The organism is Actinospica durhamensis (assembly GCF_018139695.1).
In the GTDB taxonomy this organism is placed as follows: Bacteria; Actinomycetota; Actinomycetes; order Streptomycetales; family Catenulisporaceae; genus Actinospica; species Actinospica durhamensis.
The window spans coordinates 1-22,758 of record NZ_JAGSOG010000136.1; the positions used below are offsets into that span (position 1 = coordinate 1).

Here is a 22,758-nt window from a genome sequence, read left to right on the forward strand (position 1 = left end):
CCCTCGACCCGCCCCCGCGCCCACAATTGCGTACGCTCCCGGAGCAACTTCATGACACCCTTGTGTCATGACCACGACGACTCTCAAGGAACGGCTGCGGGCCGACCTGACCGCCGCGATGAAGGCGCGGGACGCACTGCGCTCGGCCACCATCCGCATGGCGCTGACCGCGATCACCAACGAGGAGGTCTCCGGCGCCAGCGCGCGCGTGCTGACCGACGACGAGGTGCTCAAGGTGCTCGGCCGCGAGGCCAAGAAGCGCCGGGAGGCCGCCGAGGCGTTCGCCGGCGCGGGACGCGACGCGCAGGCCGCCCAGGAAGTGGCGGAGGGCGAGGTGATCGCCGAGTACCTGCCGGCGCCGCTGTCCGACGAGGAGCTCGAGGCGCTGGTGGCGGCCGCGGTGGCGGAGAGTGGGGCCGAGGGTCCGCGGGCCATGGGCGCCGTCATGAAGGTGCTCACGCCGCGGGTGGCCGGCCGGGCCGACGGCTCGCGGGTCGCGGCGGCGGTGAAGGCCGCGCTGAGCTGACGCGGAGCACACCGTAGCGAGCTGACGCACCGAACCGAGGACGACGCAGGGGCCGTACCCGCCTTCCGGCGGATACGGCCCCTGTCTGCGTGTGCGGCGGGTCTGCGACCCACCTGGTCCGACCGGCTAGAACAGCCCGCCGAACAGGCCGTTGGTGTTGCCGTTCCCGTTGTTGCCGCCGTTGCCCCCGGCCGTCGTGCCGGTGGTCCCGCCGTTGACTCCGCCGGCGCCCTTGCCCGGGGTCGCGCTGTTGCCGCTGTTGTCGAAGCCGACCGGGGCGGTGAAGTTCTGCCAGGGCACGCCCTGGAGCGCGGCCGTCATGGCCTTGTTGAAGATCGGCGCGGAGATCGAGGCGCCGGCGACCTGGTTCGAGTAGTACGTGTTGCCGATCTCGATGTGCTCCATCTTCGTGGTCGAGTTCCAGTTGATGAAGCCGGTCCACACCGCGGCCGCGAGCTGCGGGGTGTAACCGTCGAACCAGGTGGCCACGCCGCCGTCGGTGGTACCGGTCTTACCGGCCACCTCACGGCCGTCCAGCGGCACCTTCGTGGCCGCGGTACCGAACTTCACCACGCCCTGGAGCAGGTAGGTCAGCTCGTTGACGGTGTTCGTGTCGAGGACCTGCGCGCACTGCGGCTTCTGCGCCGCGTACTGCTTGCCCGAGGAGTCGCTCACGGCCGTGATGACGTACGGCTTGCAGTACGTGCCGCCGGACGCGAGGGTGGCGTAGGCCTCGGCCATCTCGATCACCGTGATGTTGTTGGTGCCGAGGGTGAACGAGGGGATCTGCTGCAGCGCCGCGCCGTTGCCCGAGTCGTTGTCCTGGGTGATGCCCATGGACTTGGCGATCGTGGCCGGCTGGCACAGGCCGGTCTTCTCCTCGAGCCGGATGAAGTAGGTGTTCACCGAGTTCGCGAAGCCGTCGATCATGTTCGTCGGGCCGTTGGTGCCGTCGTCGTTCGACGGCGAGTACGACGAGCCGTCCGAGGACCAGGGCACGGAGGTCTGGGTACCGGCGCAGGCGACGAAGTTCGTTCCCGCGTCGTCGATCTGATGGGGCGCGTCGATGGCGAGGCTTGGACTTATGCCCTGTTCGAGCGCGGCCAGGCCGACGAAGATCTTGAACGAGGAGCCGGCTTGGAAGCCGTTGGTGCCGGAGTGCGCCGGGTCCGAGCTCAGGTTGATGTAGGTCTGGCCCTTGCCGTTGCCCATGGTCTGGGACTGGGCCATGGCGACGATGGCGCCGGTGCCCGGTGTCGCCTCGACCATCGCGGAGGCCACCTTGTCCGTGGACTTCACGTATTTGGAGATCGCCGTGTCGGCCGAGGTCTCGTTCTTGGTCTTCATCGTGGTGGTGATGCTCAGGCCGCCCTCGTCCCACATGGCCTCACGCGCGGCCACGGTGCTGCCGTAGTCCGCGTCGCTGATGAAGGTGTCGTAGACGTAGTTGCAGAAGAACGCCGCCGACTTCTGGGCGGTGATGCAGCCGTCGTGCGGGGTGGTGGGCTTGAGGTTGAGCGGCGTCTTCTCGTACGCCGCCGCCTGCGCCGCGGTGAGGTAGTGCAGGGTCGGCGAGGCCATGTCCTGCAGCACGATGTTGCGCCGGGCCAGGGCCTCTTCCGGATGCTGCAGCGGGTCGTACATGGTCGGGCTGTTCACGATCGCGGCCAGCAGTGCGGCCTGCGGGACCGTGAGCTTGGCCGCGGTGGTGGAGAAGTAGCGCTCGGCGGCGGTCTCCACGCCGTAGGAGTCGTTGCCGAAGTAGACGATGTTGAGGTACCGGTCGAGCAGCTCCTGCTTGGACATCTGCTTCTCGACCGCGATCGCGTCCTTGAGTTCGACGATCTTGCGGTCCAGGGTGTCGGCGATGGCGGCCTGCTGGGCGGCGGCGTTCTCCCCGGCCTCGACCTCGAGCACGTTCTTGACGTACTGCTGGGCGATGGAGGAACCGCCCTGGAGGGAGCCGCCGGAGGAGTCGTTGACCAGGGCGCGCAGGGTGCCCTTGAGGTCGATTCCGCCGTGCTGGTAGAAGCGCTGGTCCTCGATGGCCACGAGGGCCTCGGGCATCGCCGAGCTGATCTTGTCGTACGGCACCACGACGCGGTTGCCGTGCATGTTGTCGTCCCACGTGGTGGCGATCAGCGAACCGTCCGCCGCGTAGATCTGGGTGCGCTGCGGCAGCGCGGGGGCCTCGAAGCTGACCGGCAGGTTCTCGAACCCGTCCGAGGCCGACTTGGCCGTGAGGCCCACGGCCGCGGCCCCTGGCAGCAACAGTCCGGCGATCAGCAGGCCCGCGGCGCCGCTGATCGCCACGAATATGCCGAGATGGGACAAAAGGCGGCCGAAGCCCCCTAATCCGGAATAATCGCCTGCTGATTTGGCCATGCCCCTCAGGGTACTTTCCCCACCTCGCTCGCGGCGGGCCCGGGCCCCACAGGTCGGAACTGTGGCCCACTTGCGACAGGACGCATAGTCCGGACGGGCCATCAGAGATTGACCAGGATGGGGACTGTCGCGCGATGTCGCCGTTCCGTACTGTCGTGCTTACTGAGGGAAACCGAAGCCCGTCGGGCCAGGTGGATCCTCAGCACCGGGCAGGCCGTCGATGACGGCGGTCGGACAGTCATACCAGCGTGAGAAATGCGGCTAGTGCGGAAGCCGCTTCCTCACCTCGCGGGGGCGGTCACGCGAGTGAGGGGGCGAAGGGGAGCCTCGAGTGCGGAGAGGACTGCACCGGAAATGGCGTGGGTTGAGGATTGGACCATAGCTGCGGGTTGTCGGGGGATGGACCCGGATGAGCTTTTCGTGCAGGGGGCGGCGCAGAATCGCGCGAAGGTCGTGTGCGCGACCTGCCCGGTGCGCACCGAATGCCTGGCCGACGCCCTCGACAATCGAGTCGAGTACGGGGTCTGGGGCGGGATGACCGAACGGGAGCGGCGGGCGCTGTTGCGCCGTCGGCCCGAGGTCCGCTCGTGGCGGCAGGTGCTGGAGGAGAAGCGCGACGCGTACTTCGAGCGCACCGGCACGATGCTGATGGTGCCCGAGCCGGGGCAGATGCTGCCGCAGCAGCGGGACTCGGACGCGGATGTGGACGCCGACGTGGTGGAGATCGTGACGTTGGCCGAGGATCTGGTGCAGCCGGCGCCGGTGGGGTGAGCGGGGGCGGGCGCAGCGCCACGACGACGCGTGATCAGGCACCCGTCGTCACCTTGCCCACACGAAACCCGCCGCGGCCGCAGACCGGGCGATGCTCGAGCACGGCTGCGAGTCGGCCGCGCCTACCGACCGTCGCCCCCTACGCCACCTGTCCGTCCGCGCTCGCCGTCACCAGGCGCAGGCCGGCCAGGTCGTGCACGTCCTCCGCGAGCGCGGGCAGACGCAGCAGGCTGATGCCCGGGTGGATCGCGGCGAAGCGGTCGGCCAACTTGGACTCCCGGCGGTTGAGCTCCACCCGCTCGGCGTGCAGCCGCAGCAGCCCGCTGGCCAGTGCCTGCTGCGGGCCCGGGTTCTCGTCCAGCTGCTCGGCCGCGGAGAGCGAACGCTCCGGAGTCAGGTCGGTCAGCTGCGGGTGCACCCGGTTGAGCACCAGGCCGGCCAGCGGCATGTGCTCCTCGGCCAGCCGCCGGGCGAAGTAGGAGGCCTCGCGCAGCGCGTCCGGCTCCGGCGCGGCGACCACGACGAACGAGGTGCCCTTGGCCTGGAGCAGCCGGTAGGTGGCCTCGGCCCGCTCGCGGAAGCCCCCGAACATGGTGTCGAGCGCGTTGACGAAGGCCTGGACGTCGGCCAGCAGGCCCGAGCCGAGCAGCTTGCCGAGCGCGCCGGTGACCAGGCCCACGCCGCCGGCCAGCAGCTTGAACGCGCCGCCGAAGCCGCCGACCTTCGCCGGGGCCGTGAGCACCCGGATGAACTTGCCGTCGAGGAACGAACCGAGCCGGTTGGGCGCGTCCAGGAAGTCCAGCGCGGACCGGCTCGGCGGGGTGTCCACCACGATCAGGTCCCACTCGCCCTTGTCGTAGAGCTGGCCGAGCTTCTCCATCGCCATGTACTCCTGCGTACCGGCGAAGCTCGCGGAGAGCGACTGGTAGAACGGGTTGTCCAGGATCTGCTGCGCCCGGCCGGAGTCCGCGTGCTCGACCACGATGTCGTCGAACGTGCGTTTCATGTCCAGCATCATCGCGTGCAGCCGGCCGCCGGCGCCGGTGTCGATGCCCTCGACCGGCCGCGGGGTGTTGTCCAGCTCGGTCAGGCCCAGCGACTGGGCCAGGCGCCGGGCCGGGTCGATGGTGAGCACGACCACGTCCCGGCCGCGCTCGGCGGCGCGCAGCGCGAACGCGGCGGCGGTGGTGGTCTTGCCGACTCCGCCCGAGCCGCAGCACACGATGATGCGGGTGCCGCGGTCGTCGAGCAGGGCGTCGAGGTCGAGCCGCGGGGCGTGGGCCGGGGCGTTCACGCGGCCCCCTGGCCGCGCAGCGCCCGGGCCAGCCGGTCCAGACCCACCCGGTCCACGCCCTCGGTCAGCAGGGGCAGTTCGTACACGGCGGTCTCCGGCACACTCAGGGCCTCGCGCTGCTCCTGCTCGAGCAGCACCCGCCGGGCGTGCTCGGTGGCCAGGGCGGCGAGCGCGTCCACGATCGGGGGCTGGTCGAGGCCGACGGGCCCGAGCCCGGCGGCCAGCTCGGCCCGGTCCACCCCCTCGCCGGCGGCGCGCTTGAGCTGATCGTCCGTCAACACCACGTCCTTGGCCTGGTTCACCACGATCCCGCCGACCGGCAGGCTGGCGCTGCGCAGTTCCGCGATCCCGTCCAGCGTCTCCTGCACCGGCATCTCCTCCAGCAGGGTCACGAAGTGCACGGCGGTCTGCGCGCTGGTGAGCACCCGCATCACCGCGTCGGCCTGGTTGCGGATCGGCCCGACCCTGGCCAGGCCGGAGACCTCCGAGTTGACGTTCAGGAACCGGGTGATCCGGCCGGTGGGCGGCGCGTCCATGACCACCGAGTCGTAGTGGAAGGTGCGCCCGTCCTCGGTGGAGCGGCGGCGTACGGCTTCGCAGGTCTTGCCGGTCAGCAGCACGTCCCGGATGCCCGGGGCCACGGTGGTGGCGAAGTCGATGGCGCCGAAGCGCTTGAGCGCCCGGGCCGCGGGCCCGAGCTTGTAGAACATGTCGAGGTACTCGAGCAGCGCCTGCTCCGGGTCTATCACCAGCGCCCACACCTCGCCCCCGCCGGGCACGACGGCGATGCGCCGCTCCTCGTAGGGCAGCGGCGGGGCGTCGAAGAGCTGGGCCACCCCCTGCCGTCCCTCCACCTCCACCAGCAGCACTCGGGTGGGGGGCCGCTCCGCGTCGCCGCTACGCCGTCGGGGCACCCGGCCGGCCAGGGCGAGCGCGAGCGCGCCGGCCACCGTCGTCTTCCCGGTGCCGCCCTTCCCGGTCACGACGTGCAGACGGACGCCGGGCCAGTCCCTGGCGGTGTCGGAGTCGGCTTTGGTCACCATCCGAGCGTAACCCTTACCCCGTGCTCAGTGCCGCCGACGCAGGAACCGGCAGGCGGAGCCGGACCTGCGGACGCCGACGCGGCTGCGGGAGGCGTTACGGTAGGCCCCATGGCGAAGAAGTTCGAATACGCGACGGTGCCGCTGCTGGTGCACGCCACCAAGCAGATCCTGGACAACTGGGGTCAGGACGGGTGGGAGCTGGTCCAGGTCGTGCCTGGGCCGAACCCGGAGAACCTGGTGGCCTACATGAAGCGCACGGTGTCGGACGGCGGAGGGGAGTCCTGATGTCGGAGGCGAAGCACCCGGAGGAGCGGCTGGCCGAGCTCGGGCTGACGCTTCCCGAGGTGGCCAAGCCGGCCGGCGCGTACGTCCCGGCGCTGCGCAACGGCTCGCTGGTCTACACCTCCGGCCAGCTGCCCATGGTCGACGGCGCGCTGCCGGCCATCGGCAAGGTCGGCGCGCAGGTGAGCCCGGAACAGGGCAAGGAGCTGGCCCAGCGGTGCGCCCTGAACGCGCTGGCCGCGGTGAAGTCCGTGGTCGGCGACCTGGCCAACGTGCGCCGGATCGTGAAGGTGGTCGGCTTCGTGGCCTCCGACCCGCAGTTCACCGGGCAGCCCGGGGTGATCAACGGGGCGAGCGAGCTGCTCGGCTACGTCTTCGGCGAGGCCGGGGTGCACGCGCGCTCGGCCGTCGGAGTGGCCGTGCTCCCGCTCGACTCGCCGGTCGAGGTCGAGCTCGTCGCGGAAGTCGCGTAGGCGTGACCGAACGGGCCACGCTGGTCCTCGCGCCCAACCCGTCGCCCTACACGCTGGAGGGCACGAACACCTGGGTGCTGTGCGAGCCGGGGTCCACCGCCGCCGTGGTGGTGGACCCCGGTCCGTCGCACGAGGGGCATCTCGCGGCGGTGATCGCGGCGGCCGAGGGGCTCGGCGCGCGGGTGGCGCAGATCCTGCTGACGCACGGTCACGCGGACCACGCCGAGTCGGCCCGGCGCTTCGCCGAGCTCACCGGCGCGCCGGTGCGCGCGCTCGACCCGGCGCTGCGGCTGGGCTCAGAGGGGCTCGCGGACGGCGACGCGCTGGCGGTGGGCGGCCTCGAACTGCGGGTCGTCGGCACGCCGGGGCACACCGGCGACAGCCTCTCGTTCCTGCTTCCGGCCGATCGGGCGATGCTCACCGGCGACACCGTGCTGGGGCGCGGGACGACGTTGGTGGCCCATCCGGACGGCACGCTGGGGGACTACCTCGACTCGCTGCGCGCGCTCAGGGCGGCCGCGGCCCGGCACGAGTTCGACACCGTGCTGCCCGGGCACGGTCCGGTGCTGGGGGACGCGGTGGGGGTGCTGGACTTCTATCTGGCACACCGGGCCGAGCGGCTGGCCCAAGTGGAGGCGGCGCTCGCGGCCGGCGACGACTCGGCCGCGCAGGTGGTGCGCCGGGTGTACGCCGAGGTCGATCCGGCGCTGTGGCCCGCGGCCGAACTCTCGGTCCGCGCCCAGCTGCACTACCTGGATCCGACCCGGTTCGACTGAGCCCGCGAGGCGGGGCGCGAGCCGGGGGCGGAGCCTAGTTCGGCGTACAAACGTTCACCTAAGTGTTACCGCCGCGGACGTCGATTTTCCGGATTCCGGGCTCCGACGTCCGCGCGGCGGCCACCTGCGGACACGCCGACGGCGGACCTCAGCGGGCGCGGCGGGCCAGCCGGACGGTGTCGAGCAGCACGACCGCGCGCGCCTCGAGCTTGATCCAGCCGCGCTGGGCGAAGTCGGCCAGCGCCTTGTTCACCGTCTCGCGGGAGGCGCCGACCAGCTGGGCGAGCTCCTCCTGGGTCAGGTCGTGCGAGACCTTGATGCCCTCCTGGTCGTCCCCGGCCGGCTGGCCGAAGCGGGTGGACAGGTCGAGCAGCGCCTTGGCCACGCGGCCGGGCACGTCGGAGAAGACCAGGTCGGCGAGGGTCTCGTTGGTCCGCCGCAGCCGCCGGGCCATGGCCTTGAGCAGCGCCCTTGCCACCTCGGGCCGGGCCGAGAGCCAGGGCTGGAGCTCGGCGTGGCCGAGCGCGAGCAGCTTGGTGGCGGTCAGCGCGGTGGCCGTGGAGGTGCGCGGTCCGGGGTCGAACAGCGACAGCTCGCCGAACATCTCGCCGGGGCCCATCACCGCGGTGAGGTTCTCCCGGCCGTCCCCTGAGCTGCGGCCGAGCTTGATCTTGCCCTCGACCACCACATAGAGCTGGTCGCCCGGGTCGCCCTCGTGGAACAGCGCGTCCCCGCGGGAGAGCACGATCTCGGTCATCGACTTCAGCAGGGAGGCCGAAGCCTCCTCGTCGAGCGCGGCGAACAGCGGGCTCCGACGCAGCACGTCGTCCACTGGCCAACCCTCCAACAGTCCTTGCGGACGCTCAAGGTCTCCGCTGGCCGGTGGCTCGGCCACTCGACCGCGGATTCCAATCTGTTATGTCGTTGCCCCTCCAGTGTGGCCTACGACACCGTCTAACACCTAGTCGGGAGCGGTGTGCGAAAGCTATGCGGAACCGGTGCGGGACATGTTCGCGCCCGGTCCGCGACACGGCGGCGGGAGTCGTCGGAAAGCGGTCGGAATCCGGCTCGCCCGACGCTCGGGAACGCTTCGGGGCCTTCGGCGCGTTTTCCTTCAAGGGTGACGGATGTTCGCGTAGCCCAGACGGACGCCCGTAGGCTTGGCCCCTGAGCCCGGGCGGATGCCCGGGCCGTGTACGAGCGTGTACGAGGTCGGTGGAAGGTCGGCGAGGCGAGCGTGGCGGTGCGCAAGACGGGGAGAACCGAGTCCCGCGTGGCCCTGGTGCGCCGGGCCAGAAAGATCAACCGCGTGCTGGCCGAGCTGTATCCGGACGCGCACTGCGAGCTCGACTTCCACGACCCGCTCGAGCTGATCGTGGCCACGATCCTGTCCGCGCAGTGCACCGACGTGCGCGTGAACCAGGTGACCCCGGCCCTTTTCGCCCGCTACCGGAGCGCGGCCGACTACGCCGGGGCCGACCGGGTCGAGCTGGAGGAGCTGATCCGGCCCACCGGCTTCTACCGCAACAAGGCCGCCTCGATCCTGGGGCTCGGCCGGGAGCTGTGCGCCCGCTTCGACGGCGAGGTGCCCGGGCGGCTCGAGGACCTGGTCACGCTGCCGGGGGTGGGCCGCAAGACGGCGAACGTCGTGCTCGGCAACGCCTTCGACGTGCCGGGGCTGACCGTCGACACCCACTTCGGCCGGCTGGTGCGCCGCTTCGGCTGGACCACGCTGGAGGACCCGGTCAAGGTCGAGCACGAGATCGGCGAGCTGTTCCCGCGTACGGAGTGGACGCTGCTCTCGCACCGGCTGATCTTCCACGGCCGCCGCATCTGCCACGCCCGCCGGCCGGCCTGCGGCGCCTGCCCGCTGGCCGCGCTGTGCCCCTCGTACGGCGTCGGCGAACTCGATCCGGCCAAGGCCGAGGCGCTGCTCAAGCCCGCTTCGGCGCGCGAGGCCGCCGCCCTGGCCGAGGTCCGCAGGCAGCAGCGGGCGGCCACCCCGGCCGCGGTCGTCGGCAAGCCGCGGCGGGCGCCCGGCGCGCTGGCCGGAAAGGCCGGGTGACCAGGGCGATGCCGCTGCCGATCCCCCTGCCCAACGACGTCCGCTTCGCCGCCGAGGAGGCGCTGCCGGACTGGCTGCGGCCGCTCGCGAAGGCCGCGGCGGGCGCGTCCACCGGGCTGGAGTGGATGGCGCGGCCCCGCCTGCGCCGGCCCCCCGAGCTCTCCGGCGAGCCGCGCCGCTCGGCCGTGCTGCTGCTGTTCGGTGCGGAACTTCCGCACGGCCCTGACATCCTGATCACCGAGCGCGCCACCACCCTGCGCGCGCACGCCGGCCAGGCGGCCTTCCCCGGCGGCGGGATCGACCCGCTCGACGGCGACCCCGAGGGCGAGGGCCCGATCCGGGCCGCGCTGCGCGAGGCGCAGGAGGAGGCCGGGGTGGACCCGGCCGGGGCGAGCGTGTTCGGCGTGCTGCCCGAGCTCTACCTGCCGCCCAGCGACTTCCTGGTCACGCCCGTGCTGGCGTGGTGGCACGCGCCGGGGCCGCTGCGGGCGGGCAGCCCGACCGAGGTGGCGCGGGTGTGCCGGGTGGCGCTGGCGGACCTGACCGATCCGGCCAACCGGATCCGGGTACGTCATTCGTCAGGATTCAAAGGCCCGGCGTTCGTCGTGGACGAACTGCTGGTCTGGGGCTTCACCGCGGGCGTGCTCGACGCGGTGCTCCGGCTCGGCGGCTGGGCGAGGGACTGGGATGAGAAGGCCGCGGCCTTCGACCTGCCACTCGACCCGAGGGAGCTGCGGAGCGCGCATGGACCTGCTTGATCTCATCATCATCCTGATCTGTGTCGGCTTCGCCATCTCCGGCTACCGCCAGGGCTTCGTCGTCGGCGTGATGTCGTTCGTGGGCTTCGTCGGCGGCCTGCTGATAGGGGTCTGGCTCGTCCCCGACCTGATGCGCCGCTTCCAGTCCTCGCTCGTGGTCTCCACCATCTCGCTGTGCGCCGTGCTCGCCCTGGCCGTGCTCGGCCAGGTGCTCGCCACCTCGCTCGGCGGGCGGGTGCGCCGGGAGATGACGTGGCGTCCGGTGCAGGCGGTGGACCAGGGCGCGGGCGCGGTGGTGTCCGTGGTCTCGGTGCTGCTGGTCTCCTGGTTCCTCGGCCTCGCGCTGGCCAGCTCGACCATGCCGGTGGTGGTCACCCAGGTACACCAGTCGCGGATACTGGCGGGCATTCAGAAACTGCTGCCGGCCGACTCCAGCTCCTGGTTCCACTCCTTCTCGCTGGTGCTCGGGCGCAGCGGATTCCCGCAGGTGTTCGGGCCCTTCACCCAGGAGACGATCGCCAACGTCCCGGCCCCCGATCCGGCCGTGCTGCACGAGCAGGGGGTGACCGCGGCGGAGTCCTCCATCGTGAAGATCGTGGGCGACGCGCCGAGCTGCGGCAAGCAGATCGAGGGCTCCGGCTTCGTCTACGCCCCCGACCACATCATGACGAACGCGCACGTGGTCGGCGGCGTGCAGAACCCGACCGTGCAGGTCGGCGGGGTGGGCAAGCAGTACGACGCCAAGGTCGTGCTCTACGACCCGGAGAAGGACATCGCCGTGCTCTACGTCCCGAACCTGGACGTGCCCTCGCTCCAGTTCGACACCAGCGGCAAGGCCGAGGACGAGGCCGTGGTGGCCGGGTTCCCGGAGGACGGCTCCTTCAGCGCCGTGCCCGCGCGCATCCGGCAGGAGATGGACGCGCAGGGCCAGGACATCTACGACCAGAACACCGTCACCCGCGACATCTTCTCGCTCTACGCGTCGGTGCTCCAGGGCAACTCCGGCGGCCCGCTGCTGACCGCGGACGGCGAGGTCTACGGGGTCGTATTCGCCAAGTCGCTTCAGGATTCCTCCACGGGGTACGCGCTCACCGCGAACCTCGTGCAGAGTGATGCCCAGCGCGGTGCCGACGCCGTCACCTCGGTCGACACGGAGGGCTGTGCCGTGTAGGTTCGCGGACTGATCGATCTTCTTGGAGGGGGATGCAGTGCTCGGCCATTCGCATTCGACCAGCGGCGCCCTGGCCTGGGGCGCCGCGGCCGCGGCCGCTCCGGTGGCCTGGTGGGCGGATCTGCTGGACCATCAGAAGCTCACGGTCGCGGACATAGTGCTAGGTGCCTTCGCGACCGCGGGCGCCGCGCTGCTGCCCGACCTCGACCACCCCGAGGGCACCATCGCGCACTTCCTCGGGCCGGTCTCGCACGCGTTCTGCAAGTTCGTGTCCTTCATCTCCGGCGGCCACCGGCACGCGACGCACTCGTTCCTGTTCGTGGCGCTGGTGACGGTGGGCGCCTGGGAGGGCGCGCACTACTGGGGCAGGCCTTTCGTGCTGGGCGTGATGTACCTGCTGCTCTCGCTGGCGGTGCGCGCGCTGCACCTGTGCCCGCCCGGCAAGGGGATCCAGTCCTGGGGCGTGGTGCAGATCATCGCGATCTCCGGCACCTTCGCCACCTACCAGTACCTGCCCAAGAACCCGGCCTGGCTGCCGGCCGCGGTCGGGCTCGGCACACTGGTGCACCTGGTCGGCGACTGCCTGACCAAGGAGGGCTGCCCGCTGTTCTGGCCGATCAAGCAGCACTTCGAGATCCCGATCATCAGCCACACCGGGAACAAGCTCGAGACGGCCGTGCTCACTCCGCTGATGGCGATCGGCGCGCTGGCCTGCGTCTTCCTGGCGATAAGGACTCCACACTAGTCGGCGTAGGCTACCGCCCGCCTGCACCCGTCCCGCTGCCCGCGTCCGTCTCGGCCGCGGGCGGCGGCGTCTTCGGCGCCGACCTACCGGTCCGGCTCCTCGTCCCTGAGCCAGCCGAGCACCTCGGCGGTGAACAGGTCGGGCGCCTCCTCCTGCGGGAAGTGCCCGACGCCGTCGAGCAGCCGCCACCGGTACGGCGCGTTCACGTGCACCCCGGAGCCGCGCGCGGTGGAGTCGAGCACCGCGCGGTCGAGCGCGCCGTGCAGGTGCAGCGTGGGCACCTCGGTCAGTGTCCGCATTCGCTGGTGGTAGCGCAGCCCGTCCGGCCGCACCAGCGAGCGCACCTGCCAGCGGTAGTACTCCATCGCGCTGTGCGCGACGCCCGGGATCTGGATCGCCTGCCGGTACCGGCTCTCGACCGACGGGTCCGGCCAGCCCGGCCGGCTCCAGGCCTCCAGCATCCGCGCCACCGGCGCGCCCGCGTCCTTGACCAGGGCGCGTTCGGCCTGCATCGGCCGCTGCGCCGCGAAGATGTGCTTGCTCGCGGCCATCTGACCCGGGTGGGTGAGCAGCGCCGAACGCAGCGCCCGCGGGTGCGCCGCGCCCGTGACCACCAGCCGGCGCACCGCCTTGGGCCGCATCGTGGCGGCCGTCCAGGCCAGTCCGGCGCCCCAGCCGTGCCCGATCAGAATCGCGTTCGACTCACCCAGCGCCCGGATGACGCCGGTGACGTCCATGGTCAGGGTGAGCGGGTCGTAGCCGCGCGGCGGCTTGTCGCTGCCGCCGATCCCGCGCAGGTCCATGGCCACGGCCCGATAACCCGCCTGCGCGAACGCCCGCAGCTGATCCCGCCAGGTCCACCAGAACTGGGGGAACCCGTGCAGGAACAGCGCGAGCGGTCCCTCGCCGAGTTCGGCGACGTGGAAGCGCGCGCCGTTCGCCGACACGTCCCGGTGCGTCCACGGCCCGTCCGCGTACACCGGGGTGAGATCTGAAGCCATGCTCGTCAGCATGGCACATCCGGGTGGCCGGGCAGTGTCGTTGACCCCACACCGGAGGGTGATAAGTACGATCAGTCTTCGCTTTTCGAGGTGCCGGTGCGGCCGGGTTCACCCGTCCGCACGCTTGAGCACCGCGATCGTCTGCGAGGTCGAGCGCTTGGTGGCCTCGGCCCCCTTGATCTTCTTGAACCGGGCCAGCCCTATGGCCGCCGCCGCCCCGCCGAGCAGCAGCAGCCCGCCGCCGGCGATCAGGAAGCACCAGGCGAGGCCCAGTCCGGTCGCGTGCAGCCCGTACGCCGCGGCGAAACACAGCATCATCAGGGCGAACAGGGCCAGCAGCGCCGCCGCGCCGAACAGCCCGCCGCCGGTCGCCGCCTGCTTGACGTCCTCCCGGACCTCCGCCTTGGCCAGCGCGATCTCACCGCGCACCAGCGCGGAAACGTCCTGAGCCGCGCTCGAGACCAGGTTGCTCAGTTTCTGTTCGGTATCCACGGACATCGCTGGCCTGCCCTTCACAGCCTGCTGCGCTTACCTCGGTCGCCGCCCGCGTACCCGTCCCGCTCGCCCCGTACGCGGGGATTGGGCCACTCGGGGGGAGTCTGCGCAGGTCTCACCCGAGAATCGCCAAATCGATTTGTCGATAAATCTCCTTGGCGACATAAATCGTGTAATGGCGTGGATCGCGCCAGGAACGGCGTGCTATCCATGAGCCATGCCACAGCCGCAGTTGAACGTGTGTCCGCTCACCCCTGCGGACATGGACCGCTTCCTCGAACTCGACAACATCGCGTTCCTGGAGGGACCGGTGACTCCGGAAATGGCCGACTGGCAGCGCGGGTTCCTGGAGACCGACCGCAGCATCGGCCTGTTCGACCGGGACGAGCAGGTCGGCGGCGCCTCCATCTTCACCCTGGGGCTGACCGTGCCCGAGGGCAGGCGGGTGCCGATGGCCGGGGTGACCTGGGTCAGCGTGCTGCCGACGCACCGGCGCCGGGGCGGGCTGCGGGCGATGATGCGGCAACAGCTCGACACCCTGCACGAGACCGGGGCCGAGCCGGTCGCCGGGCTGACCGCCAGCGAGGCGTCGATCTACGCCCGCTTCGGCTACGGCCGGGCCAGCAGCGCGGTCACGCTGTCGGTCCCGCGACACGCCAACGCCCTGCGACTGCCGCCGGGCACCGACGAGGTCTCCCTGCGGCTGGTCGAGCCGTCCTCGATCACCGCGTTCCGCAGGGAGCTGTACGAGCGTCAGGCCCTGACCCGCCCCGGCATCCTCACCAAGCCCGAGTGGTGGTTCGGCTTCGACGTTGCCGACACCCCCGAGATGCGCGGCGGCGAGTCCAAGCTGCGCTGCGTGCTCGCCGAGCGTGGCGGGACGCCGGTCGGTTTCTCGCTCTACCGGACCGAGGTCAACAGCCGTCAGACGCGCGTCAGGCAGGTCCAGGCCGATGACATCGCCGCGTACGCCGCGCTCTGGCAGATGCTGCTCAACATCGACCTCGTCCGGGAGACGCACACGGTCTACATGGGACTGCCGGTCGACGACCCGCTGCTCCTGCTGCTCGAGGACGTCCGCTCGGCGGCGCCCACCATCCAGGACAAGCTGCACATCCGCCTCGTCGACCTCGACCGCGCCCTGGCCGCCCGCACCTACCGCACCCCCATCGACGTCGTGCTCGAAGTCGCCGACGCGTTCTGCCCCTGGAACGCCGGGCGTTGGCGGCTCACCGGCGACGGCACCGGGGCCGAATGCGCGCGCACCGACGCGCCGGCCGACCTCACCGTCGACGTGCGCGAACTCGGCGCGGCCTACCTCGGCGGCACCACGTTGCGCGCGCTCGAGTCGGCCGCGCTCGTGACCGAGCACACCAAGGGCGCGGTGCGGGCCGCGTCGACGGCGTTCGCGAGCGACGTCCAGCCCTGGCTCTCGATCGGGATCTGAGCCGGGCGGCCGAGAAACGCGAGGGCCCTGCCCGGCCGAAGCCGGACAGGGCCCTGAGGTAGCTGGTTCCTACTCCTCGGCCGCGTGCGGCAGCTTCGAGGCGATCAGGTCCATCACCGTGGAGTCGGCCAGCGTCGTGGTGTCGCCGATGGCCCGGTCCTCCGCCACGTCCTTGAGCAGACGCCGCATGATCTTGCCGGAACGGGTCTTGGGCAGCTCCGCCACGAACTGGATCTGCTTGGGCTTGGCGATCGGGCCGAGCGCCTTGCTCACGTGCGCCTTGAGCTCGTCGTCGAGGCCTTCGTCCTCGGCGTTGCCGCCGCGCAGGATCACGAAGGCCACGATCCGCTGGCCGGTGATCTCGTCCTTGGCGCCGACCACCGCGGCCTCGGCCACCTTCGGGTGCGAGACCAGGGCGGACTCGACCTCGGTGGTGGAGATGTTGTGCCCGGACACCAGCATGATGTCGTCGACCCGGCCGAGCAGCCACAGGTGCCCGTCCTCGTCCTTCTTCGCGCCGTCGCCCGCGAAGTAGTAGCCCTGCTCGGCGAAGCGGGACCAGTACGTGTCCTTGTAGCGCTGCGGGTCACCCCAGATGCCGCGCAGCATCGAGGGCCAAGGCTTGTCGAGCACCAGGAAACCGCCGCCGCCGTTCGGCACCACGGTGCCGTCCTGCTCCACCACGTTCGCCGAGATGCCCGGCAGCGGCGTCATGGCCGAACCCGGCTTGGTCTCGGTCACCCCGGGCAGCGGGGAGATCATGATCGAGCCGGTCTCGGTCTGCCACCAGGTGTCCACGATCGGGCAGCGCCCGCCGCCGATGAACTCCCGGTACCAGATCCACGCCTCCGGGTTGATCGGCTCGCCCACCGAGCCGAGCAGCCGCAGCGAACTCAGGTCGAACTTCGCCGGGATCGACTCGCCCCACTTCATGAAGGTGCGGATCGCGGTCGGGGCGGTGTAGAGCAGCGAGATCTTGTACTTCTGCACGTTCTCCCAGAACCGGCCCTGGTGCGGGGTGTCCGGGGTGCCCTCGTAGAGCACCTGCGTGACGCGGTTGGAGAGCGGGCCGTACACGATGTACGAGTGCCCGGTCACCCAGCCGACGTCGGCGGTGCACCAGTAGACGTCGGTGTCCGGCTTCAGGTCGAACACCGCGTGGTGGGTGTACGAGGCCTGGGTCAGGTAGCCGCCGGAGGTGTGCAGGATGCCCTTGGGCTTCCCGGTGGTGCCGGAGGTATAGAGGATGAACAGCGGGTGCTCGGCGTCGAAGGCCTCGGGCGTGTGCTGGTCCGACTGCGCGTCGACCAACTCGTGCCACCACACGTCGCGCTCGGCGTTCCACGGCACCTCGTGCCCGGTGCGCCGCACGACCAGCACCTTCTCCAGCGTCTCGGCGCCCTCCACGCCGGCGTCCGCGTTCGGCTTCAGGTTCGCGACCGAGCCGCGGCGGTTGTAGCCGTCCGCGGTGATCAGGACCTTGGCGCCGGCGTCGTCGATCCGGGAGCGCAGCGCGTCCGGGGCGAAGGCGGCGAAGACCACCGAGTGCGGCGCGCCGATCCGGGCGCAGGCCAGCATGGCCACCACGGTCTCGGGGATCATCGGCATGTAGATGGCCACCCGGTCCCCGGCCACCACGCCGAGCGAGGTCAGCGCGTTCGCCGCCTTGCTCACCTCGCGCTGCAGCTCGGCGTAGGTGATCGAGCGCGAGTCGCCGGGCTCGCCCTCGAAGTGGATGGCGACCTGCTCGCCGTGTCCGGCCTCGACGTGCCGGTCGACGCAGTTGTAGGCCACGTTCAGCTTGCCGCCCACGAACCACTTGGCGAACGGGGCGTCAGACCAGTCCAGGGTCTCGGTCCAGGGCTCGGCCCAGTGCAGCCGGCGGGCCTGAGTCTCCCAGAAGGCCAGCCGGTCGGCCTCGGCCGCGGCATAGGCTTCGGCGGTCACGTTGGCCGCCGCGGCGAACTCCGCCGGGGGCGCGAACCGTCGCTCCTCGTGCAAAAGGTTTGACAGCGCTTCGTTGGACACGCGCGAACTCCTTCACGGGCAATCTGTGTGCAGACCGGCTCGATGATCTCGTGCGGAAGGTTTCACAAACCTCCCAGCGCCCAAGCACAGCAGGCCGCACGGGGTTATGCAAGGGTCTGCGCCGAAAATATGGTCTAGACCACGATACTCGGCCGCGACCCCGGGACGGGGCCGCGGCCGAGGTGGAGCGCTCGGGCACGCCGCGTTGGCGGTGTGTCAGCGCTTGAGGTTGGTGGGAAGCAGCTCCCGCTTGTGCGCCGTGTTGACGATGGTCGCGCCCGCCGTGTACCAGGCCAGCAGCCCGGTCACGATGCCGAGCCAGCCGCCGACCTTCGTCAGCGCGGCCGGGTCGGGCCCGGTCGCGTTCTGCCACTCGCCGAAGGCCAGGAACAGGAAGGTCAGGGTCAGGAAGGTCAGAGTCGCGAGCAGCGCGTGCGAACTCTTGAGCGCGGCGAGCGCGAAGATCGCGGTGATGACCGCCCAGCCCAGGAAGAACCAGGCGAGGCCGTTGCTGGTCGCCCCGCCCTCGTTCTCCTCCTTGGCCCAGTACCAGAAGATCAGCCAGAACGAGCCGTACGAGAAGAACGCGGTCGCACCGAGCAGATTGCCGCGCTTGAAGTCCCAGATGCCGGCGACCAGCTGCGCCCCGCCGCCGTAGAACACGGCAAGCGCCAGCACGAGGCCGACCCCGTCGGTGCCCTTGAACAGGTTGGCGTTGCTCAGCGAGAGCATGAGGGTGGTGAAACCGAAGCCGAGCAGGCCCAGCGGTGCCGGGTCGGCGATTCCTGGAGCGGACGCGGGAGCGGATTCGTTGCTCATGGGGAGTTCAGATCCCTTCTACATCATTGTAGGGTCCTGACCCACCTGTGCCCGTTCCGCCCTTTGGTCAGCTTTCATCCGCGCCGCGCTTGCGCCGAGAGGCGGACGGAGCGCGCCGAACGGCCGCGACTCAGGAGTGCTGACCCGGCAGGTTTACCAGCCGTTCACGCAACTCCCGCGCATGCCGCCGACTCACCGCCAGAACCTTGCCGCCGACCGTCACCGTGGTGTGCCCCGCGTCCCAGCGCACCTCCGAGATGTGCCGCAGTCCGACCAGGTAGGACCGGTGGATCCGGGCGAAGCCGTGCTCGGTCCAGCGCTCCTCGAGCGTTGCCAGCGAGATCCGTACCAGATGCGAGCCGGTGGCCGTGTGCAGCCGGGCGTAGTCCCCGTGCGCCTCGACGTAACGGATCTGCGAGCGCATCAGGAACCGGGTGACCCCGGCCAGCTCCACCGGCACCACCTCGTCCGGGGCCTGATCCCCCTTGGCCCGGGCGCTGCGCCGCTCCTCCACCCGCCGCACCGCCTCGGCCAGCCGGTCCTGGCGCACCGGCTTGAGCACGTAGTCCACCGCGTGCAGGTCGAAGGCGTTGACCGCGAAATCCTCGTGCGCGGTGACGAACACCACGTGCGGGCTGTCCTTGCGCCGGGCCAGCGTTCCGGCCAGGTCGAGACCGGTCACCCCCGGCATCCGGATGTCCAGGAACACCGCGTCGATCCGGCCCGGCTCACCGAGCGCGCGCAGGGCCTCGGCGGCGCCGTTGGCCGTGCGGATGGCGGTGATCCGGGAATCGGCGCCGAGCAGGTAGGCCAGTTCCTCGAGGGCCGGTTTCTCGTCGTCCACCGCCAGGACCGAAAGTCCGCTCTGCTGCTCCGTCACCGCGCCGCTCCTTGTCCGCCTACTCGTCGTCTTCGCGTCCGTCGCGGGGCGGCGGCCGTGCCCATGGCATCGCCGCGGCGCCCGTCACGCGCCGCGCCCACCGCGCGAATCCGCGGCGGACGCACGCGTCCGAAGCCGCAGCCTGATCCGAAGCTCCTTGTCCCGTGCTCCCTCGTGGTCCCGCACTCCTAGCGCGGGATCCGCACCGTGACACTCGTGCCGGCGTCCGGGGTGGAGTCGAGCTCGAGCCCGTACTCCGGTCCGAAGGCGGCGCGCAGCCTTTCGTGGATGTTGGACAGCGCGTGCGCTTCGTTGGACCCGCGCCCGTCCAGGACACCGCGGCTGGTGTCGGCGTCCATGCCCGCCCCGTCGTCCCTGATGACGATGGCGAAGTGCTCATCCGGCCGGCCGGCGTTGCGCCCCTCGGCCGTGATCGTCACGGTACCCTGCCCGCCACGCTCGCGCAGTCCGTGTCTCACCGCATTCTCCACCAGCGGCTGCAGGCACAGGAACGGGATCTCGACCGCGAGTATGTCCGGCGCCACCCGTACCGCCAGCTGCAGCTGGTCGCCGAACCTGGCCTGTTCGAGCTCGAAGTAGCAGTCGATGCAGCGCAGTTCCTCGGCCACCGTCGTCATCGACCCGCCGCGCCGGAACGAGTACCGGGTGAAGTCGGCGAACTCCAGCAACAGGTCCCGCGCCCGCCCCGGGTCGGTGCGGACGAAGGAGGCGATCGCGGTGAGCGAGTTGTAGATGAAGTGCGGCGAGATCTGCGCCCGCAGTGCCCTGAGTTCCGCCTCGACCGCCCGCGCCCGCGACTGGTCCAGCTGCGCGAGTTCGAGCTGTGAGGAGACCCAGCGCGCCACCTCGCACACGGCCCGGGTCAGCGCCACGGAGGCGGCGGTGTTGTAAGCGGCCAGAGTGCCGACCGTCTCGCCCTCCACCACCAGCGGCGCGATCACCGCGTCGCGCACGGTGCAGTCCTCGCTGCCGCACTCGATCCAGTCAAGCAGCTTGACCCGCCCGGTCGCGATGACCTCCTTCGCGTGCGTGTACGCGTCGCCCTCGTGCCGGTGCCCGGCGCCCTCCCAGGCCAGCAACTGCTCGGAGTCGGTGATGGCCACGGCCGTGGTGTCGAGCAGCCGCCGCAGATGCCGGGCCGCCTTGCGCGCCGAATCGGCCGAGAGCCCCTCGCGCAGTGCCGGAGCGGCGAGCGAGACCGTGTGCATCGCCTCGTACGCGGCGCGTTCCGTGGCGGTCCCGTAGACATGGTGACGCCGCGCCGCGCGCATGGCGGCGCCCACAGGGATCGCCAATACACCGGCTACCGCGATGGTCGTGGTGGCTGAGTCCACACAGTGACGGTACGGCAGTGCGCTGTCCGGCGGAAGAAGACGGGCGGGACAAACCGTCGGATCCGGCGAAGTAGTATCCAGTGGTGCGACAACCGGTGACAGGAGTGCAGGTGCAGGCGGATCCCTTGGCGGCCGTGGCCGCCCTGCCGGGCGTGGACGAAGCCGTGGAACGGTCCCGGGTGGCCGTGGACCGACTGCGCGGTCACAAGGTGTTGCGAAGCCGTAGCGCCCAGGTGACGGCCGAATCGGCGCTGCGCGGCGCCCGCGCGTCCGCCGCCCTGGCCGGCGCCGACTGGCCGCTGGAGGAACTGCGCCGCCGCACCGACCTCGGCGACGAACCCGGAGCCGCGGCCGTGCGCGGAGCCCTGCGCATCTCCGGCGAACTCTCCGAGCTGCTGCCGGTCCTGCGCCAGGCCCCCGCCCAGGCTCTGACCCGGATGCACCTGCTCGCCGCCGCCGGCACCGCGGACTCGACCGGAATCGGCCGCCCGCGCCTGGCAGGGGAGAAGGTCGAAGCCGAGCCGGCGATGCCCCAACCCCCTGTCGACGCCCAGGAAGCCGCCGCCAGGCTCACCGCGTTGACCGGCGTACTGGCCAGCTCTAGCAAGGCCCCCGCGCTCGTGGTCGCCTCGATCGCGCATGCGGAACTGCTGTCCATCGCCGCCTTCGGCTGGGGCGACGGCCTGATCGCCCGAGCCCTCTTCCGCCTCCTGCTGGTAGACCGCGGCCTGGACCCCAACTCCCTCGCCGTCCCCGAAGTCGGCTGGGTGGAACTGGGCCTGCCCGCCTACCGCGAAGCCCTCGCCGCCTACGCCCAGGGCACCGCCGCCGGCATCGCCGAGTGGATCACCGCCTGCGCCCAGGCACTGGAGCTCGGCGCCCAGGAGTCCATGGCCGTGTGCGAAGCACTGATGCGCGGCTGAGGGAGTCCCCCATCGGCTTCTCTGCTCGCCTCAGTCCCTGACCTGCGCTTTCCCCGTCGCCTCTGCGCCATCCGGGTGAAGAACCCGGCGTATGCCCGGCGCCCCGCTTTCCAACTCCGCGGTATAGGCCTACAAAGGAAGTACGGCCCGCGAGACCGCTTCGAGGGTATCTGGCACATCTGGGATACCCGGGAAACAGAAGGAGTTGGAGTCGACCGGCCCACGGACCGCACACGGAGATTCGGGAACCCACGCGCGATCGACCCTCGTCAGGGCCCGCCGCCGGACCGTCGAGACCTGGGTGGAGAGAAACCAGGTGACGGCCCGGACAGGGCGAACAAGCATCGTGCACGCTGATATCCCGGATTCCCGTTGCTCAGGCGGCACCTCGGACAGTAGTTCGGGGTGCCGTCAGCTGTGTGTCACCTGGTATGTCACCCGTATCCGGCTGTCCGTCAGCGGCTGTTCTGTGTGTCCGGCTGACTGTCACACGTCCGGCCCGAGCCGGCCGTGACCCCCGTTCCCGGCGACGTTCCCCCGGAAGAGCTAGCCCCCTGAGCAGTCCCCGGTCCCTGGGCAGCCCTATGACTTCTTCCGGCAGCCTAGCCCCCGGTCCTTAGCCCCCGGACTTTCTTCAGTCCCCGGACTTCCTTACTTCCTTCAGTCCCCGGACTTCTTCCGCCGCGCGTACCAGACGATTCCCGCCGCGGCCGCCGTGCCCACGCCTACCGCCGTGGCCGCCAGTACCGGCTTCGTCGGCAACTGGATGTTGGCCATCTTCGCCCGAAGCGAGACCGGGTTGGTGAACACCAGCACCGGCCAGTCGCGCGAGCCGGCCTCCTTGCGCAGAGCCCGGTCCGGGTTGACCGCGTACGGGTGCCCCACCGCCTCGAGCATCGGCAGGTCCGTGGCCGAGTCGCTGTAGGCGTAGCTCTCGCTCAGGTCGTAGCCCTCGGCCTCGGCCAGCTCCTTGATCGCGGCGGCCTTGTGCTCGGCGTACGCGTAGAACGCGATGTCGCCGGTGTAGCGCCCGTCCTCCTCGACCATCCGCGTCGCGATGGCCCGGTCCGCGCCGACCATCTGTCCGATCGGCTCGACCACCTCGGCCCCCGACGACGAGACGATGATCACATCGCGCCCGGCCGCCTTGTGCTGCGCGATCAGGTCCGCGGCCTCTTGATAGATGAGCGGGTCGATCAGGTCGTGCAGCGTCTCCGCGACGATCTCCCTGACCTGCCCGACGTCCCACCCGGTGCACATGTCGGACAGGTACTTGCGCATCCGCTCCATCTGGTCGTGGTCGGCGCCACCTGCCAGGTACACGAACTGGGCGTAAGCGGTCTTGAGCACCGCGCGCCGGTTGATCAGCCCGCCCTGGTAGAAGGAGCGGCCGAAGGCCAGGGTGGAGGACTTCGCGATGATCGTCTTGTCCAGATCGAAGAACGCCGCCGTGCGCATGAGGGAAGCATACGTGCTCCGCCGCCGCCCGGGCCCGGCGCCCGCAGCCCAGCTCCCCGCCCC

22 protein-coding genes are annotated in these 22,758 nt (G+C 70.8%); 11 read left to right on the forward strand and 11 right to left on the reverse strand.

Annotation, left to right across the window (positions count from 1 at the left end; all coding sequences use genetic code 11):
- The first annotated feature begins 67 nt into the window (after positions 1 to 67).
- Positions 68 to 526, forward strand: coding sequence for a GatB/YqeY domain-containing protein (locus tag KDL01_RS23780; RefSeq protein ID WP_212530799.1), 459 nt, complete (start codon positions 68 to 70; stop codon positions 524 to 526).
- 126 nt (positions 527 to 652) lie between these two features.
- Here the strand turns inward: KDL01_RS23780 and KDL01_RS23785 are convergent, their stop codons facing one another.
- A complete protein-coding gene (locus KDL01_RS23785) occupies positions 653 to 2,839 on the reverse strand; it encodes a transglycosylase domain-containing protein (RefSeq protein ID WP_212530800.1) in 2,187 nt (728 codons plus the stop codon).
- 426 nt (positions 2,840 to 3,265) lie between these two features.
- Here KDL01_RS23785 and KDL01_RS46815 point away from each other — a divergent pair, with 426 nt between their 5' ends.
- Entirely contained in the window at positions 3,266 to 3,682 is a 417-nt protein-coding gene (locus KDL01_RS46815; protein WP_438801981.1) for a WhiB family transcriptional regulator, read from the forward strand.
- A 139-nt stretch (positions 3,683 to 3,821) separates the two neighbouring features.
- Here KDL01_RS46815 and bagB read toward each other — a convergent pair whose 3' ends face one another.
- Positions 3,822 to 4,976 (reverse strand): ArsA family ATPase, encoded by a 1,155-nt coding sequence (gene bagB / locus KDL01_RS23795; RefSeq protein ID WP_212530801.1) that lies wholly within the window; start codon positions 4,974 to 4,976, stop codon positions 3,822 to 3,824.
- Positions 4,973 to 6,016, reverse strand: coding sequence for an ATPase BagA (gene bagA, locus KDL01_RS23800; RefSeq protein WP_307846545.1), 1,044 nt, complete (start codon positions 6,014 to 6,016; stop codon positions 4,973 to 4,975). The genes bagB and bagA overlap by 4 nt, the downstream gene beginning before the upstream one ends.
- A 111-nt stretch (positions 6,017 to 6,127) precedes the next feature.
- On the opposite strand from bagA, the gene sp36 reads away from it, so the two are divergent.
- From sp36 to KDL01_RS23815, 3 genes are read left to right on the forward strand one after another with little or no spacing between them, the layout of a single operon-like run.
- The gene (gene sp36 / locus KDL01_RS23805; RefSeq protein WP_212530803.1) at positions 6,128 to 6,304 is read left to right on the forward strand and encodes a Sp36 family protein; all 177 of its coding nucleotides are present in this window, start codon (positions 6,128 to 6,130) and stop codon (positions 6,302 to 6,304) included.
- Positions 6,304 to 6,774, forward strand: a complete 471-nt coding sequence (locus tag KDL01_RS23810; RefSeq protein ID WP_212530804.1) for a RidA family protein — start codon at positions 6,304 to 6,306, stop codon at positions 6,772 to 6,774. Before sp36 ends, KDL01_RS23810 begins: the two co-directional genes overlap by 1 nt.
- 2 nt (positions 6,775 to 6,776) lie before the next feature.
- Positions 6,777 to 7,550, forward strand: coding sequence for an MBL fold metallo-hydrolase (locus KDL01_RS23815; protein WP_212530805.1), 774 nt, complete (start codon positions 6,777 to 6,779; stop codon positions 7,548 to 7,550).
- A 148-nt stretch (positions 7,551 to 7,698) separates the two neighbouring features.
- Here KDL01_RS23815 and KDL01_RS23820 read toward each other — a convergent pair whose 3' ends face one another.
- A complete protein-coding gene (locus KDL01_RS23820; RefSeq protein ID WP_212530816.1) occupies positions 7,699 to 8,382 on the reverse strand; it encodes a Crp/Fnr family transcriptional regulator in 684 nt (227 codons plus the stop codon).
- 405 nt (positions 8,383 to 8,787) lie between these two features.
- On the opposite strand from KDL01_RS23820, the gene nth reads away from it, so the two are divergent.
- From nth to KDL01_RS23840, 4 genes are read left to right on the forward strand one after another with little or no spacing between them, the layout of a single operon-like run.
- Positions 8,788 to 9,615 carry an endonuclease III gene (gene nth / locus KDL01_RS23825; RefSeq protein WP_212530817.1) on the forward strand — a complete coding sequence of 276 codons (828 nt, stop codon included), beginning with the start codon at positions 8,788 to 8,790 and terminating at the stop codon, positions 9,613 to 9,615.
- 8 nt (positions 9,616 to 9,623) lie between these two features.
- The gene (locus tag KDL01_RS23830) at positions 9,624 to 10,373 is read left to right on the forward strand and encodes an NUDIX hydrolase (RefSeq protein ID WP_212530818.1); all 750 of its coding nucleotides are present in this window, start codon (positions 9,624 to 9,626) and stop codon (positions 10,371 to 10,373) included.
- A complete protein-coding gene (locus tag KDL01_RS23835) occupies positions 10,360 to 11,544 on the forward strand; it encodes a MarP family serine protease (RefSeq protein WP_212530806.1) in 1,185 nt (394 codons plus the stop codon). Before KDL01_RS23830 ends, KDL01_RS23835 begins: the two co-directional genes overlap by 14 nt.
- A 22-nt stretch (positions 11,545 to 11,566) precedes the next feature.
- A complete protein-coding gene (locus KDL01_RS23840) occupies positions 11,567 to 12,289 on the forward strand; it encodes a metal-dependent hydrolase (protein WP_246576884.1) in 723 nt (240 codons plus the stop codon).
- An 83-nt stretch (positions 12,290 to 12,372) separates the two neighbouring features.
- Here the strand turns inward: KDL01_RS23840 and KDL01_RS23845 are convergent, their stop codons facing one another.
- Both KDL01_RS23845 and KDL01_RS23850 read right to left on the reverse strand, forming a co-directional pair.
- A complete protein-coding gene (locus KDL01_RS23845) occupies positions 12,373 to 13,290 on the reverse strand; it encodes an alpha/beta fold hydrolase (RefSeq protein WP_212530807.1) in 918 nt (305 codons plus the stop codon).
- 108 nt (positions 13,291 to 13,398) lie between these two features.
- A complete protein-coding gene (locus tag KDL01_RS23850; RefSeq protein WP_212530808.1) occupies positions 13,399 to 13,788 on the reverse strand; it encodes a phage holin family protein in 390 nt (129 codons plus the stop codon).
- Between the two features lie 214 nt (positions 13,789 to 14,002).
- Between KDL01_RS23850 and KDL01_RS23855 the strand changes: the two genes are divergently transcribed.
- Entirely contained in the window at positions 14,003 to 15,232 is a 1,230-nt protein-coding gene (locus tag KDL01_RS23855) for a GNAT family N-acetyltransferase (protein ID WP_212530809.1), read from the forward strand.
- A gap of 69 nt (positions 15,233 to 15,301) precedes the next feature.
- Here KDL01_RS23855 and acs read toward each other — a convergent pair whose 3' ends face one another.
- The 4 genes from acs to KDL01_RS23875 form a co-directional block, all read right to left on the reverse strand.
- Complete coding sequence (acs, locus tag KDL01_RS23860) at positions 15,302 to 17,260, reverse strand: acetate--CoA ligase (RefSeq protein ID WP_212530810.1); 1,959 nt, start codon at positions 17,258 to 17,260, stop codon at positions 15,302 to 15,304.
- 216 nt (positions 17,261 to 17,476) lie between these two features.
- On the reverse strand, positions 17,477 to 18,079 hold the full coding sequence (locus KDL01_RS23865) for an acetate uptake transporter (RefSeq protein WP_212530811.1): 603 nt from the start codon (positions 18,077 to 18,079) through the stop codon (positions 17,477 to 17,479).
- A gap of 130 nt (positions 18,080 to 18,209) precedes the next feature.
- Entirely contained in the window at positions 18,210 to 18,959 is a 750-nt protein-coding gene (locus KDL01_RS23870; protein ID WP_212530812.1) for a LytR/AlgR family response regulator transcription factor, read from the reverse strand.
- 188 nt (positions 18,960 to 19,147) lie between these two features.
- Entirely contained in the window at positions 19,148 to 20,314 is a 1,167-nt protein-coding gene (locus tag KDL01_RS23875; protein ID WP_212530813.1) for a histidine kinase, read from the reverse strand.
- Positions 20,315 to 20,418: 104 nt separating this feature from the next.
- Between KDL01_RS23875 and KDL01_RS23880 the strand changes: the two genes are divergently transcribed.
- Positions 20,419 to 21,237 carry a Fic family protein gene (locus KDL01_RS23880; protein WP_368861632.1) on the forward strand — a complete coding sequence of 273 codons (819 nt, stop codon included), beginning with the start codon at positions 20,419 to 20,421 and terminating at the stop codon, positions 21,235 to 21,237.
- Positions 21,238 to 21,897: 660 nt separating this feature from the next.
- Here the strand turns inward: KDL01_RS23880 and KDL01_RS23885 are convergent.
- Positions 21,898 to 22,695 carry an HAD family hydrolase gene (locus KDL01_RS23885; RefSeq protein WP_212530815.1) on the reverse strand — a complete coding sequence of 266 codons (798 nt, stop codon included), beginning with the start codon at positions 22,693 to 22,695 and terminating at the stop codon, positions 21,898 to 21,900.
- Between the last annotated feature and the right edge of the window lie 63 nt (positions 22,696 to 22,758).